At 70.7% G+C, this 14,912-nt stretch carries 11 protein-coding genes; 6 read left to right on the top strand and 5 right to left on the bottom strand.

Translation table 11 applies throughout. The annotated features are described in order from the left end of the window. Positions 1-140: 140 nt before the first annotated feature. From nirB to ASD56_RS10780, 4 genes are read left to right on the top strand one after another with little or no spacing between them, the layout of a single operon-like run. A complete protein-coding gene (gene nirB / locus ASD56_RS10765) occupies positions 141-2,720 on the top strand; it encodes a nitrite reductase large subunit NirB (protein ID WP_055965912.1) in 2,580 nt (859 codons plus the stop codon). Beyond that, on the top strand, positions 2,717-3,118 hold the full coding sequence (nirD, locus tag ASD56_RS10770; RefSeq protein ID WP_055965435.1) for a nitrite reductase small subunit NirD: 402 nt from the start codon (positions 2,717-2,719) through the stop codon (positions 3,116-3,118). Before nirB ends, nirD begins: the two co-directional genes overlap by 4 nt. Then, positions 3,115-4,347 carry a uroporphyrinogen-III C-methyltransferase gene (gene cobA / locus ASD56_RS10775; protein WP_055965438.1) on the top strand — a complete coding sequence of 411 codons (1,233 nt, stop codon included), beginning with the start codon at positions 3,115-3,117 and terminating at the stop codon, positions 4,345-4,347. Before nirD ends, cobA begins: the two co-directional genes overlap by 4 nt. After that, positions 4,344-5,492 carry a uroporphyrinogen-III synthase gene (locus ASD56_RS10780; protein ID WP_055965441.1) on the top strand — a complete coding sequence of 383 codons (1,149 nt, stop codon included), beginning with the start codon at positions 4,344-4,346 and terminating at the stop codon, positions 5,490-5,492. Before cobA ends, ASD56_RS10780 begins: the two co-directional genes overlap by 4 nt. Position 5,493: 1 nt before the next feature. Here ASD56_RS10780 and trmD read toward each other — a convergent pair whose 3' ends face one another. Continuing rightward, a complete protein-coding gene (gene trmD / locus ASD56_RS10785; protein ID WP_055965443.1) occupies positions 5,494-6,171 on the bottom strand; it encodes a tRNA (guanosine(37)-N1)-methyltransferase TrmD in 678 nt (225 codons plus the stop codon). 167 nt (positions 6,172-6,338) lie between these two features. On the opposite strand from trmD, the gene ASD56_RS10790 reads away from it, so the two are divergent. Next, positions 6,339-7,760 (top strand): MFS transporter, encoded by a 1,422-nt coding sequence (locus ASD56_RS10790; RefSeq protein ID WP_055965446.1) that lies wholly within the window; start codon positions 6,339-6,341, stop codon positions 7,758-7,760. Between the two features lie 214 nt (positions 7,761-7,974). On the opposite strand, the gene ASD56_RS10795 is transcribed toward ASD56_RS10790, so the two are convergent. The 4 genes from ASD56_RS10795 to rpsP form a co-directional block, all read right to left on the bottom strand. Further along, positions 7,975-12,096, bottom strand: coding sequence for a bifunctional nitrate reductase/sulfite reductase flavoprotein subunit alpha (locus ASD56_RS10795; RefSeq protein ID WP_055965448.1), 4,122 nt, complete (start codon positions 12,094-12,096; stop codon positions 7,975-7,977). Between the two features lie 117 nt (positions 12,097-12,213). Further along, positions 12,214-12,780 (bottom strand): ribosome maturation factor RimM, encoded by a 567-nt coding sequence (gene rimM, locus ASD56_RS10800; protein WP_055965914.1) that lies wholly within the window; start codon positions 12,778-12,780, stop codon positions 12,214-12,216. A gap of 85 nt (positions 12,781-12,865) precedes the next feature. Next, positions 12,866-13,096: an RNA-binding protein gene (locus tag ASD56_RS10805; protein WP_055965452.1), complete on the bottom strand. Its 231-nt coding sequence runs from the start codon at positions 13,094-13,096 to the stop codon at positions 12,866-12,868. A 4-nt stretch (positions 13,097-13,100) separates the two neighbouring features. Next, a complete protein-coding gene (gene rpsP / locus ASD56_RS10810; protein ID WP_055965455.1) occupies positions 13,101-13,532 on the bottom strand; it encodes a 30S ribosomal protein S16 in 432 nt (143 codons plus the stop codon). 194 nt (positions 13,533-13,726) lie between these two features. Between rpsP and ASD56_RS10815 the strand changes: the two genes are divergently transcribed. After that, the gene (locus ASD56_RS10815; protein ID WP_055965458.1) at positions 13,727-14,890 is read left to right on the top strand and encodes a glutamate--cysteine ligase; all 1,164 of its coding nucleotides are present in this window, start codon (positions 13,727-13,729) and stop codon (positions 14,888-14,890) included. The last annotated feature ends 22 nt before the right edge of the window (positions 14,891-14,912 follow it).

A 14,912-nucleotide genomic window follows, 5' to 3' on the forward strand; every position in this document is an offset into this window, starting at 1 on the left:
ACCGACAGTTCATCCGTCGATCAGGAGACGCCGTGACCGAGGCAGAACCCCGCAATCCCGCCACCGACCGCACTGCGGCCGTCAAGAACCGGAAACATGGCGCTGACTCGCCCGCAACATCTGCGGCGTACCGTGACGCCATGAGCACCACCCCGTCGCCCGGCACGCACGTCGTGGTCGTGGGTGCCGGCATGGTGGCGCACCGCTTCGTGGAGAGCCTGCTCAGTCGTGGTGACGAAGAGTGGCGCATCACCCTCATCGGCGACGAGAACCGCCATCCGTACGATCGCGTCGGGCTCACCGGCTTCTTCGGCGGCTCCACGCCCGACGATCTCACGCTCGAGCGGTCCGTCGTCGACGACGAGCGCGTGCGCTTCGTCCGGGGCGATGCGGTGGCCCGCATCGATCGCACGGCGCGACGCGTCACCACCCGCAGCGGGCTCAGCGTCGCCTACGACACGCTGGTGCTCGCCACCGGCTCGTACGCGGCACGCCTGTCCGTCGACGGGTTCGGGCTCGACGGCTGCTTCGTGTACCGCACCCTCGACGACGTGGAGAAGCTGCGCGCCTTCGTCGAGCAGCGCAGCCGCGAGCTCGGCCGCCCGCTCACCGGCACGGTGATCGGCGGAGGCCTGCTGGGGCTGGAAGCGGCCGGCGCCCTGCAGGGACTCGACGTCTCGTGCACGGTCGTGCAGTCCTCCGACCGCCTGATGTCGGCGCAGCTGGATCTGTCCGGCGGCAACGCGCTGCGGCGACTCATCGAGTCGCGCGGCATCCGGGTGCGCACGGGCACCAGCACCACCCGCCTCGACCCCGATCGCACCGGTCAGGTCACCGGCCTCGAGTTCCGCGACGGCAGCTATGAGCGCACCGACGTCGTGGTCTTCACCGTCGGCGTCCGGCCACGGGACGAGCTCGCGCGGGGCGCCGATCTGGCCGTCCACGAGCGTGGCGGCGTGCTCATCGACGACGGCTGCCAGACCTCGGACCCCCGGATCCTCGCCATCGGCGAGGTGGCGAACTTCGACGGCGCGTGCGTCGGCCTGGTCGCTCCCGGCTACGCCATGGCCGAGGTCGCGGCGACGCGGCTGCTCGGCGGAGAAGCCTCGTTCCCCGGATACGACCTGTCCACGAAGCTCAAGCTCTCCGGCGTGGACGTCGCGAGCTTCGGCGACGCGTTCGCCGAGACGCCCGGCGCGCTCGACGTCGTATACGCCGACCCGGTGGCCGGCGTCTACAAGAAGCTGGTGCTCTCGGACGATGCGAAGACGCTGCTCGGCGGCATCCTGGTGGGCGACGCCTCCGCCTACGGATCGCTCCGGCCGCTCGTCGGCGGGGCGCTGGGCGCCGACCCGGCCGCGTACCTGATGCCGGAGGGCGGCGTCGCCGCCCCGACCGGAGACCTGCCCGACGAGGCCCTGGTGTGCTCGTGCAACAGCGTGACGGCGGGCACGATCCGCAACGCCGTGCACGAAGAGGGCTGCGCCGACGTGACCGCGATCAAGTCGTGCACGAAGGCGGGCGCCGCCTGCGGCTCGTGCGTGATGATGATCAAGAAGATCGTCGGCACCGAGCTCGCCAAGTCCGGCGCGGCGCTCAGCAACGCGCTGTGCGAGCACTTCGACATGTCGCGCCGCCAGCTCTTCGACGCGGTGCGGGTATCGGGCCTCACCACCTTCAGCAGCGTCATCGAGCGATTCGGCTCCGGCCGCGGCTGCGACATCTGCAAGCCCGCCCTGGCCAGCATCCTGTCGACGCTCGTGGGCGCGCACGTGCTCGAGGGTGAGAACGCCACGCTGCAGGACACCAACGACCACGTCATGGCCAACCTCCAGAAGGACGGCAGCTACTCGGTCGTGCCGCGCATCCCCGGCGGCGAGATCACTCCTGAGGGACTCGTCGTCATCGGTCAGGTCGCCCAGGACTTCGGCCTGTACACCAAGATCACCGGCGGGCAGCGCATCGACATGTTCGGCGCCCGCCTCGAGCAGCTGCCCGACATCTGGAAGCGACTCGTGGATGCCGGATTCGAATCCGGCCACGCGTATGGCAAATCGCTGCGCACGGTGAAGTCGTGCGTCGGGTCGACGTGGTGCCGCTACGGCGTGCAGGACTCCGTGGGCATGGCCGTCCAGCTCGAGCTGCGCTACCGAGGGCTGCGCTCGCCGCACAAGATCAAGCTCGGCGTCTCGGGCTGCGCTCGGGAGTGCGCCGAGGCCCGCGGTAAGGACGTCGGCGTCATCGCGACCGAGGCCGGCTGGAACATGTACGTCGGCGGCAACGGCGGCTTCACTCCCCGCCACGCCGTGCTGCTGGCCGAAGGGCTCAGCGACGAGGAGCTGCTCACGGCGATCGACCGCTTCCTGATGTACTACATCTTCACGGCCGACCGGCTGCAGCGAACCGCCCCCTGGTTCGAGGACCTCGAGGGCGGGATCGACGGACTCCGGTCCGTGATCTTCGACGACAGCCTCGGCATCTGCGCCGACCTCGACGCCGCCATCGCCACCCACGTCGGCTCGTACGAGGACGAGTGGAAGGCCACCATCGAGGACCCCGAGAAGGTTCGCCGTTTCGCGTCGTTCGTGAACGCTCCGACCACGCCGGACCCGTCGCTGGCCTACACCGAGGAGCGCGGTCAGGCGCGTCCCGCCACCGACGCCGAGCGCCAGAGCGGCGGCGTCCTCATCGCCGGAACCATCCTGGAGGTGCGCCGATGACCCTCGTCGACCCGCAGACCATCGACAGCGCCGCCATCCCGGACGGATGGGTGCGCGTGTGCGCCGTGAGCGACCTCGAGGTCGAGCGCGGGCGCGCCGCGCTGCTCGGCGACACCCAGATCGCCCTGTTCCTGCTGCACAGCCCCGATGGCAAGACGGGCCGGGTGCACGCCGTGTCCAACTACGACCCCTACAGCCACGCGAACGTGATCTCGCGGGGAATCGTCGGGACGAAGCAGGATGCCCCGACGGTGGCCTCGCCCATGTACAAGCAGGTGTTCGACCTGCGCACCGGCGCCTGCCTGGACACGCAGGGCAAGGAGCCCGAGACGCTGACGGTCTGGCCGGTCGCGGTGAGCGACGGCGACGTGCTCGTCCGCTGGGAGGCGCCGCGATGACCACGGTGATGGGGATCTCGCTCGCAGGCCGATCCGTCGTCATGGTCGGCGGCGGCAGCGTCACGGCCCGGCGCCTCGAGCGCTTCCTCGCCGACGGCGCGGACGTCACCGTCATCGCGCCCGAGGTGTGCGCGGCCGTGCGCGATCTCGTGGACCGCCACGGGCTGACCTGGCTGGAGCGCCGCGTGCGCTCGAGCGACGTCGCCGGAGCCTGGCTGGTGCACACGGCGGCGGGAGATGCGCGCGTCGACGCCGATGTCGCCGCGGCGTGCGAACGCCGCCGCGTGCTGTGCGTCAATGCGTCCGACGGCGCTCACGGATCGGCACGGCTGGCGGCCGAGACACGATCCGGCGACGTGGTCGTCGGCGTCGTCTCGGACGCGAGCGTCGATCCGGGACGAGCGGCACGACTGAGGGATGCCGTGGCCTCGCTCCTGCGGTCGGGATCACTGCCGCTGCGGCGGCGACGCGCCACCAGCCAGGGCCGGGTCGACCTCGTCGGCGGGGGCCCCGGGCCTGCCGACCTCATGACCGTCCGCGGCCGGCGACTGCTCGCCGAGGCCGACGTCGTCGTCGCCGACCGGCTCGGCCCGACCGACGTGCTGCGCGAACTCGATCCCGATGTCGAGATCATCGACGTCGGGAAGCAGCCCGGCCATCACCCCGTGCCGCAGGAGGAGATCAACCGGCTCCTCGTCGAGCACGCCCGCGCCGGCCGCCGCGTCGTACGGCTGAAGGGCGGCGACCCGTTCGTCTACGGCCGCGGCGGCGAAGAGGTCGCCGCCTGCCTCACCGCCGGCGTCGCGGTGGAGGTCGTGCCGGGCCTCACGAGTGTCGTGTCCGTTCCGCAGGCGGCCGGGATCCCGGTCACCCACCGTGGCACGGCGGCATCACTGCACGTCGTCAACGGCCAGGCGGAGACGTCGCCGGCCACCCGTGCCGCGCTCGCGGACGACTCGGTGACCACGGTCGTGCTCATGGGAGTGGCGGCACTTCCCCGCCTGGTCGCCGCAGCTCTCGAGGCCGGCGCACCAGCCGACCGGCCGATGGCGATCATCGAGCGGGGCCACACCCCCGAGCAGCGCACCACCCGCACGACGCTCGAGCGGGCCGTCGCCGACGCTGCGACGGCCGACGTGCGGAACCCCGCCGTGATCGTCGTCGGTGACGTCGCCCGCGCCGGCCTGCTGCTCCCCGATCACGCCCTGGCGGGTGACGTCGCCCGGTGACCGCTCCACCCCGCCCCACCCTCTCCGCCGCGCTCGACGGATGCGTCATCGTCATCGCGGTGGATCGCCGCTCGCTCGAGCTCGCCGCCGCACTCGAGCGGCACGGCGCGACGGTGCGCCACGCGCCGGCGCTCACGATCGTCCCGCACATCGATGACGATGCCCTGATCGACAGCACGCGTCAGCTGATCGCGCACGCACCCGAGATCGTCGTCGTCACGACGGGCGTCGGCTTCCGCGGCTGGATGGAGGCGGCCGACGAAGCGGGCCTGCAGGACGAGCTCCACGCCGCGCTCGCGGCCGCTCAGATCGTCGCCCGCGGCCCCAAGGCGCGGGGCGCGATCCAGCAGGCGGGCCTCACCGCCGACTGGGTGGCGGAATCCGAGACGTCTGCCGAGCTCGGCGAGTTCCTGCTGGCCGAGGGCGTCAAAGGACGCCGGATCGCCGTCCAGCACCACGGATCGGGCGCCGACGGACTCGACGAGCTGTTCGAGTCCGCGGGCGCGGACGTCGTCAGCCTCACGGTGTACCGCTGGGGCCCGCCTCCGGACCCGGCGGCCGTGACCCGCTCGGTGACGGCGACGGCGCAGGGTGAGGTCGATGCGGTGCTGTTCACCTCGGCGCCCGGAGCGGCGGAGTGGCTGGCCGCCGCCGACCGCGAAGGCGTCCTCGACGACATCGTGGGACGCGCGCGCTCCGGACGGGTGCTGATGGCATCGGTCGGCCCGATCACGGCGGGGCCGCTGGTCGCCGTCGGCATCGAGCCGCTGATCGCCGAGCGGGGCCGACTGGGCTCGCTGGTGCGCTCCGTGGTGACCCACTTCGGCGGAGGCCACGCCGCGTCGCTCCAGACCACGGCAGGACGCCTCGAGCTGCGCAGCACCGGCGCCGTGCTCGACGGCGCGCACGTCCCGCTCTCCCGCACGGGCACCGACATCCTGGCCGCGCTCTTCGAAGCGGGCGGCGGAGTGGTCTCCCGGCAGCGGCTGCAGGGCGCGCTCCCCCGCTCCGGCGAGAACACCCATGCGGTGGAGATGGCCGTGGCCCGGGTGCGCGAGGCGATCGGCGTGCCCGACCTCGTCAAGACCGTGGTCAAGCGCGGCTACCGGCTCAACGTGCTCGATCCGGCCGAAGCGGCCGTCTGAGTCAGGCCAGCAGATCCGGCCGGTGTGCGCGCGTGCGCTCCAGGCTCTGCTCGCGACGCCAGGCCGCGATGGCGCCGTGATTCCCGCTGAGCAGGACGGGCGGCACCTCGTGGCCGCGCCAGGTGGCGGGCTTGGTGTAGCTGGGGTACTCCAGCAGGCCGTCCTCGTGCGACTCCTCGACCAGGCTCTCCGGATTGCCGACGACCCCCGGCACGAGCCGCGAGACCGCCTCGACCACGGCCATCGCGGCGACCTCGCCGCCGTTGAGGACGTAGTCGCCGAGGCTCACGAGCCGCACACGTCCGCGTGCGCCGTAGTGATCGACCACTCTCTGGTCGATGCCCTCGTACCGGCCGCACGCGAAGATCAGGTGCTTCTCCTCGGCGAGCTCGCGGGCCATCCGCTGCGAGAACACCTCGCCGGCGGGCGACGGGACGAGCAGCACGGGGTCGTCGCTGATCAGCTCGTCCAGCGCCTCGCCCCAGGGTTCCGGCTTCATGACCATTCCGGCGCCGCCGCCGTACGGGGTGTCGTCCACCGTGCGGTGACGGTCGTGCGTCCAGGCACGCAGATCGTGGACGTGCATGTCGAGCAGGCCGCGGTCCCGGGCCTTGCCGATGAGCGAGACGTCGAGCACGTCGAAGAACGCCGGGAAGATCGTGACGATGTCGACGCGCATGAGTTCGAGTCTAGGCATCCGATCCCGTGTTTCCGGCGTGTGACCACAGACCCACCGGCCGCCCGGCGGTGCAGTGACGCAGATGTGACGGAGAAGTAACTCCGCTGGACCCGGCGCGGAAACACCCGCTTCATACGGTGAAGGCACACTCGAACCAAGGAGGCGTCATGACCACGACCGCAGGTCCGTCCACGACCGATGTCGCAGCTCCGCCCCCGGCGCTCGCGCCGGTCGTCCTGTCCCACCGACCCGGCCGTTGGATCGACGGCTGGAACCCCGAGGACGGCGCCTTCTGGCAGTCCTCGGGGCGCTCCATCGCCCGCCGCAACCTGGGCTGGTCGATCTTCGCCGAGTTCCTCGGCTTCATCATCTGGCAGCTGTGGAGCATCATCGTCGTGATGCTGCCGGGGGCCGGCTTCACCCTGACCAGCTCCGAGCTGTTCTGGCTCATCTCACTCCCGAGCCTCGTGGGTGCCACGCTCCGCTTCCCGTACACCTTCATGGTGGCGATCGTCGGCGGCCGCAACTGGACCATCATCTCCGCCGCGCTGCTGCTCATCCCCGCCGTGCTGATCGGCGTCGTCGTCTCCAATCCCGAGACGCCGTTCGGCGTGCTCCTGCTCGTCGCGGCCCTCGGCGGCGTCGGCGGCGGCAACTTCGCCAGCTCGATGGCGAACATCACCTACTTCTTCCCGCAGAAGGAGAAGGGCTGGGCCCTCGGGCTCAACGCCGCGGGCGGCAACCTCGGCACCTCCGTGGCCCAGTTCGCGGTGCCGATCGTCGTGACCATTGGTGCCGGCGCGACCCTGAACATCGCCCTGGCCGGATGGATGTGGATCCCGTTCATCCTGCTCGCGATGTGGGGCGCGTGGCGCTACATGGACAACCTGTCCTCGGCGAAGGCCGACTTCTCGGGCTCCGCGGCGGCGCTGCGCGAACCGCACCTGTGGATCATGGCGCTCCTGTACATCGGGACGTTCGGCTCGTTCATCGGGTTCGCGAGCGTGTTCCCCAAGCTCATCGCCGACCAGTTCCCGATGTTCTCCACGTTCCAGGTGGGCCAGGCCGCTGTCTCGCTGGCGTTCCTGGGAGCCCTCGTCGGCTCGCTCGCACGTCCGTACGGCGGCCGGCTCGCTGACCGCTTCGGCGGAGCGCGCGTCACCGTCGGCGCCTTCTCGGTCATGGCGCTGGGCGCGCTGTCGCTCATCTGGACGCTGCCGATGCAGAACTTCTGGGTGTTCCTCGGATGCTTCCTGGTCCTCTTCGCAGCGACCGGCATGGGCAACGGCTCGACCTACCGCATGATCCCCAGCATCTTCGCGGGGCGCGCGGTCGCGACCGGAGCACTTCCCGGCACTCCCGCCGGGATCAAGATGCAGCGCAAGTCCGCGGCGGCGCTCGGCCTGATCTCCGCCATCGGCGCCTACGGCGGCTTCATGGTCCCTCAGGTGCTCAACGTGTCGCAGCAGGCGACCGGGGGCTACGTCGCCGCGTTCTACGGCTTCGTCGCGGCCTACCTCGGGCTGATGGTGCTGACCGTTCTCGTCTACGTCATCCCGCGGAAGTCGCTGGCCGGCTACCGCATCTGAGCGATCCCCCCGAACGGGCCGCATCCGAGAGGATGCGGCCCGTTTCTCGTGCGGATGCCGCGATCCCGGGGTCCTCCGCGGCGCCGGCGCGCGGCATCCGCAACCCGTCGAAAGTGCGCGAACGACCGGACTGCGTGCGACGTGAGCGTCATTCGCGCACTCACGGCCACATCGCGAGGACCCTGAGGTCCGCTGCTGCGTCGACGTGTGCGCGTCAGTAGACGTCGCGGACGTAGCGTGCCTGCGCGACGAGGCTCTTCCGGTACTCCACGGCCGCCTCTTCCGACAGTCCGCCGTGGCGCTGGGCGATCGTCACCAGCGTGTCGTCGACGTCCTTGGCCATGCGGCTGGCATCACCGCACACGTACAGATGCGCGCCGTCCTGCAGCCAGCGCCACAGCTCGAGGCCGTGCTCGACCATGCGGTCCTGCACGTAGACCTTCTGACGCTGGTCGCGCGAGAACGCGAGGTCGAGTCGCGTGAGGAACCGATCGTCCCGCATCTGCTCGAGCTCATCGCGATAGTAGAAGTCGGTCGCCTCGTGCTGCTCGCCGAAGAACAGCCAGTTGCGCCCGGTATGCCCGTCGGCGCGGCGATCGTGCAGGAAAGCCCGGAACGGCGCGATCCCGGTGCCCGGACCGATCATGATCATCGGCGCGTCCGGTGCCGCCGGCGCGCGGAAGTGGGCCGAGCGCTGGAGGAAGATGGGCGCCGGCCGGTCCCCGGCGACATCGGCGAGGAAGGTGGACGCCACCCCGCCGCGACGATGGCCGGCCTCGGTCTCGAACCGCACGACCGAGACGGTCAGCTGCACCTCGTCGGGGCTGGTCTTCGGGCTCGACGAGATCGAGTACTGGCGGGGCTGCAGGCGCTTGAGCACCGACACCCACTCCTCGGGGTCGGCCTGCACCGGGAAGGCCCGGAGCAGGTCGACGGCGTGCATGCTCCACAGGTACTGCTCGAGCCTGCCCTTGTTCTCGCGCCGCAGCAGCGTCGCCAGCGCGGGGTCAGGGTTGCGCTCGGCCACGAAGGCCAGCAGATCGGGCGTGATGCGCGTGATGTCGAGCTGGGTGCGGAGCGCGTCCTCGAAGAACCGCTCGTCGCCGTCCCACGCGACGATCGCATGCGCGGGCAGGCCGGTCGTCTGGAGCCACTCCTCGACCATTCCGGGCGCGTTCTCGCACACGACGCCGAGCGAGTCGCCCGCTTCGTAGGTCACGCCGGCGTGGGAGATGTCGAAGCCGAACTGCCGCACCTCCTTGGCAGAGCCGGCGCCGCTCAGCAGCGTGTTGGTCACCAGGGCAGCACGCACCGGATTGCCGCGCGTGAACATGCGTCGGGCAGGAGCGGCGGTCGGGACATCACCGGAGGCGACGGATGCCGCGGCACCCGGCGCGAGCCGGGTGAGGACCTGCTCCAGCCAGGCCGCCGCCGGTTCGGCGTAGTCCGGCTCACAGTCCACGCGCGGCACCAGCGCGGTCGCCCCGAGCGCGGCCAGGCGTTCGTCGATGCTCCGGCCGTGCCCGCAGAAGTCGTCGTAGCTCGAGTCGCCGATCGCGAAGACGGCGTACGTGAGACCGGCGAGCTCGGGGGCGCCGTCGCGGTTGAGGTCGTCCCACAGGTCCGCGGCGTTGTCGGGCGGGCCGCCGTCTCCGAACGTCGAGGTGACCACCAGCAGCGTGGCCACCGAGGGAAGGTCCGACACCGCCATGTCGACCATGCTCACGGTGCGCACCGGGATGCCACGGGCGCTCAGGGTCGCGGCGCAGGCGGCGGCGACCTCCTCGGCGTTTCCGGTCTGCGACCCCCACAGCACCGTCACCTCGCCGTGGGCGGCATCCTCTCCCCCGGTCGTCAACGGCGCGCGGGAGTACAGGCCCGCCAGCACACCGTCGAACCAGGCCCGCGAGAGGGCGCTCAGCGGCGACGCGGACGGCAGCACCGGGACCACGTCGGTCGCGACCGGTGCGGCCTCAAGCGCGGAAAGGAACCCCGAGACGTACGCTCCCTCGGCCTCGGTCAGCGCCGGTGCGGCGGCGGGACCCAGGCCCGCGCCCGCCAGGACGGCGCGCGCCGCGTCGCGGTCGAGCCGGGCGGTCGTCAGCTCGGGAGCAGCGGCGACGGCACGCGGTCCGATCCGCCGCAGCGCGACGGCGGCGAACTTGAACTCGGGCTGCAGCGACGCCGAATCGACCGCGTCGCTGGTGACCGCGTTCACCGCCAGGTGCTCGCCGTGCTCGTCGTTCCAGTGGAACGGCGTGAAGCAGCATCCCGGCTGGACCCGGTCGGTGATCAGCGCAGGAAGAACGGCGCGACCGCGGCGGGACGAGATCTCGACCTCATCGCCCTCGTCGATGCCGAGGCGCTCGGCGTCGGCGGGGTGGATCTCGACGAACGGCTCAGCGTTCAGCCGCATCAGCTTGTCGACCTTGCCCGTCTTGGTCATCGTGTGCCACTGGTGCTGGAGCCGGCCGGTGTTGAGGATCCAGGGGTAGTCGTCGTCGGGAAGCTCCGCCGGACCCAGGTGAGGACGTGCGAAGAACTGCGCGCGACGCGACGCCGTGGCGAACGCCAGGCGCGGAACCGTGCCGTCCGCCTCGCGGTGCAGGCTCTGGCTGACACCGTCGTTCACATACCGGATCGGATGCCGATCCTCGGGGTCGCTCGGCGGCGCCGGCCACTGGACCGGGCCGCTGCGCAGGCGCTCGTAGTCGACACCGCGGATGTCCCAGCCCGTCTGCGGGTTCCAGAACCGGCGGATCTCGTCGAAGACCTCTTCGCTCGAAGTGAACGCGAAACCCTCGTCGAAGCCCATGGCCTGCGCAACGCGGCAGATCATGAGCCAGTCCGGCTGGGCATCGCCGGGGGCCTCGGCCGCCCGCTGCACGAGGGTCATGGTGCGCTCGCTGTTGACCATCACCCCCTCCGCCTCGACCCAGAGGGTGGCCGGCAGCAGGATGTCGGCGTAGGCGTTGGTCGCCGTCTCGGTGAAGACGTCCTGCACGATCACCAGCTCGGCCGCTTCGAGGCCCTCGATGACCGTCTTGCGGTTCGCCACCGAGGCTACCGGGTTGGTGCAGATGATCCAGGCCGCCTTGATGTCGCCGGCCGCCATCGAGCGGTACAGGTCGATCGTGCCCGTGCCCGCCTCGGCGCGGATCGCTCCGGGCTCGATGCCCCACACCTCCTCCACGAACGCGCGGTCGGCCGGACTGAACACGGCGCGCTGACCGGGCAACCCCGGGCCCATGTAGCCCATCTCGCGGCCGCCCATCGCGTTGGGCTGGCCGGTGAGCGAGAACGGGCCGCTGCCGGGACGGCAGATCGCGCCTGTCGCGAGGTGGAGATTGCAGATCGCGTTGGTGTGCCACGTGCCCTGCGTCGACTGGTTCAGGCCCATCGTCCACAGCGTCATCCACTCGCCGGCCTCGCCGATCCAGCGCGCCGCCGTGCGGATGTCATCCTCCGCCAGTCCGGTGACGGCGGCGACACGCGCGGGCGTGTACTCCGCGAGGAACTCGGGCATGCCGTCCCAGCCGTCGGTGTGGGCGGCGATGAACTCGCGATCGATGAGGCCGTCGGCGACGAGCAGGTGCAGCAGACCGTTGAGCAGGGCCAGATCGGTGCCGGGTTTGATGGGCAGGTAGAGGTCCGCGCGGTCGGCGGTCGCCGTGCGGCGCGGGTCGACCACGATGAGCCGCGCCCCCCGCTTGAGCCGGTCGGCCATCCGGAGGAACAGGATCGGATGACAGTCGGCCATGTTGGATCCGATGACGAAGAACAGGTCCGCCTGATCGATGTCCTCGTACGACCCGGGAGGGCCGTCGGCGCCGAGAGACTGCTTGTAGCCCGTGCCGGCCGAGGCCATGCACAGCCGGGAGTTGGACTCGATGTGCAGCCCGCGGAGGTACCCCTTCACGAGCTTGTTCGACAGATACTGCGCCTCGATCGACATCTGTCCCGAGACGTACAGAGCGACGGCGTCGGGACCGTGCTCGTCGACGATGGCCCGCAGCCGCGTGCCCGCCTCGGCGATCGCGGTGTCCATCGGCACGGGCACCGTCTCCTCGCCGCTGGCGGGGCGGAGGTGCGCCGTGGTCATCCGCCCGGGAGCGTGCATGAGGTCGACGTGCGTCGCCCCCTTGGTGCACAGGCGCCCGGCGTTGGCCGGATGCGCCTTGTCGCCGACGGCCTTGCCGAGGACCAGCCGGCCGGCCGCGTCGGTGTCCGTCGACACGGTGATGCCGCAGCCGACCCCGCAGTACGAGCACACCGATCGCACCTCGGTCGCGGGCGCGCGGAGGCCCGCGTGCGACGAGTGCGCGATCGTGGCCATGAGCCGATGATCCCGGAGCGATGTTCCACGCCGTCGTGCGTGGTGTTACCGGCGGATCACATCAGGCTCACGGCGCGTCGTACGGCGCTGTGACCGGATGCCGCGGCCTGCGCCGCGTCAGTCCTCGGCGGGTTCTGCCGGCTCCGGCTCGGAGTCGTCGCCGGCGGGAAGGTCCTCGAACAATCCGGGCGGCGGAGTGACGATGAGGCGCCCCGCGTCGATGTCGACATCGGGGACGATCGCCTTGACGAAGGGGACCAGCACCTCGCGGTCGCCGTCGAGTCGCACGATCAGCAGGTCCTGGGCGGGCATGTGATCCACGCGGATCACACGGCCGACGACGGCGTCCTCGCGCACGACGTCGAGGCCGACGAGCTGGTGGTCGAACCACGCATCGTCCTCGGTCGAGGGCGCGTGCGTGTCCTGGTCGATCCAGAGGATCGCGCGGATGAGCTCTTCTGCGGCTTCGCGATCGTCCACGCCGTCGAAGAAGGCGACGGGGTGGGTGTTCATCCAGCGGAACTCACGCACCGTGAGCTGCTTGCCGTGCCACGGAGAGGACTCCGGAACCTGCAGCGTGAAGACGGAGCCGGGAGCGAAGCGGCCCTCGGGGTCGTCGGTGTACAGCTCGAGCTTGATGGCGCCCTTGAGGCCGTGCGCCTTGACCAGGCGACCGACCCGCAGCTGCGTCTTGCCCGCACCGGAGGGTGCCGGGACTTTGGAGGAGGACTCGGGGCTCGTGCCCGCGTCCTCGTTCTCGCCTGCCACCTCAGTCGTCCGCGACGTCGACGCGGACGCGCCTGCCGTCGGCGAGGGCGCTGATGAGAGTGCGCAGGGCTTTGGCCGTACGGCCGCCGCGCCCGATCACGCGACCCCGGTCATCGGGGTGGACGTGCACCTCGAGCACGTCGCCGCGGGGCGACGTGGACGAGTCGATGCGCACGGCGTCCGGGTGATCGACGATCCCCTTGACGACGTGCTCGAGCGCGGCAGCCAGCAACGGACTACGCTTCGGTCGACTCGGCGGCCTCGTCGGCAGCCTCGTTCGCGTCAGCGGCGGTCTCGGCCGGAGCCTCGACCTTCTTCTCAGCCTTGGGCTTGACGACCGACTTCTTGGAGGAGTCGATCTCGAAAGGAGCCTTGGGCTCGGCGGTGCGGACGGTCGAGACGGCGTTCGCGTCGCCCTTGAACTTGCCCCAGTCACCGGTGAGCTTCAGCAGCGCGGCGACCTGCTCGGTCGGCTGCGCGCCGACACTGAGCCAGTACTGCGCACGCTCGGAGTCGACCTCGATGAACGAGGGCTCCTCGGTGGGGTGGTACTTGCCGATCTCCTCGATGACACGACCATCGCGCTTGGTGCGCGAGTCGGCCACGACGATGCGGTAGTAGGGCGCACGGATCTTGCCGAGGCGCTTGAGACGGATCTTGACAGCCACGATTCTCCTGAATGTGTGGAAAGTGAACGAACCGATCGCCTGGAGAGTGGGGTGCACACCCGGCGGAAGCTCTGAAGAGAGGACCGCCGCTCTGGATAGAGGGTCGAGAGGGTGGTCCGACCCTCTATTCTGCCAGATGACGGCACGTGCCGCGAACCACCCGGCTCAGCCGGAGCCCATGCCAGACTGAGCGAATGACGGTGCCCTTCGCGACATCCGCCCGCTCTTCGGTGGGACTGGAGTGGGAGCTCATGCTCGCCGACGGCCGCAGCGGCGATCTCTCGCCCCGCGCGCCCGAGATCCTCGAGCATCTCGAAGAGCACACCGCGCTCGAGCGCTACACGGTCACCGGCGAGCTGCTCACCAACACCGTCGAGGTCACCAGCGGCGTCGGCGACACCGTGGCAGCCGCCGTCGACGACATCGCCGATGCGATCGCCGCCGTGCGCGCCGAGACCGCCCCGCGGGAGATCGAGCTGCTCTGCGCCGGCAGCCACCCGTTCGCCCAGTGGTTCGACCAGCAGGTGACCGACAAGACCCGCTACAACAAGCTGATCCAGCGCACCCAGTGGTGGGGGCGCAACATGATGATCTGGGGCATCCACGTGCACGTCGGCGTGGAAGACGTGAACAAGGTGTTCCCCATCATCAACGCGCTGGCCGTGTACCTCCCCCATCTGCAGGCGCTGTCGGCCTCGAGCCCGTTCTGGGCGGGCGAGCGCACCGGCTACGCCTCCAACCGATCGCTCGTGTTCCAGCAGCTCCCCACCGCCGGCCTGCCGTGGCCGCTCGAGACCTGGGCGCAGTTCGAGGGGTACATCGACGATCTCGTCGGCACCGGCGTGCTCGAGGATGCGACCGAGGTGCGCTGGGACATCCGGCCCGCTCCGCGCTGGGGCACCATCGAGGTCCGCGCGTGCGACGGCATGTCGACGCTGCCGGAGCTCGCCGCCGTCGCGGCGCTCGTGCAGGTGCTCGTCGAGCACTTCTCCCGCATGATCGACGAGGGCCGGGAGCTCCCAGTGCTCCAGCCATGGTTCGTCCGCGAGAACAAATGGCGTGCGGCGCGCTACGGCATGGACGCGCGCGTGGTCGTCGACGGTTCCGGTACGCAGCGGCTGGTGACGGAGCATCTGCGCGAGACGCTCGCAGAGCTCGAAGACATCGCCGTGGAGCTCAAGTGCACGCGCGAACTCTCCGGCATCCAGACCATCCTCGATCAGGGGGCCAGCTACGAGCGCCAGCTCGCCGTGGCCGACGCCGCCGACGGCGACCTCCGCGAGGTCGTCCATCACCTCATCCGGGAGTTCCGCAACGGCCCGACCCTGCGCGAGCACCTGGCAGAGCTCGGCCGCTGAGGCCTGCGTCGCCACCGGAGTC

The sequence above is a fragment of the Microbacterium sp. Root166 genome (assembly GCF_001427145.1).
In the GTDB taxonomy this organism is placed as follows: Bacteria; Actinomycetota; Actinomycetes; order Actinomycetales; family Microbacteriaceae; genus Microbacterium.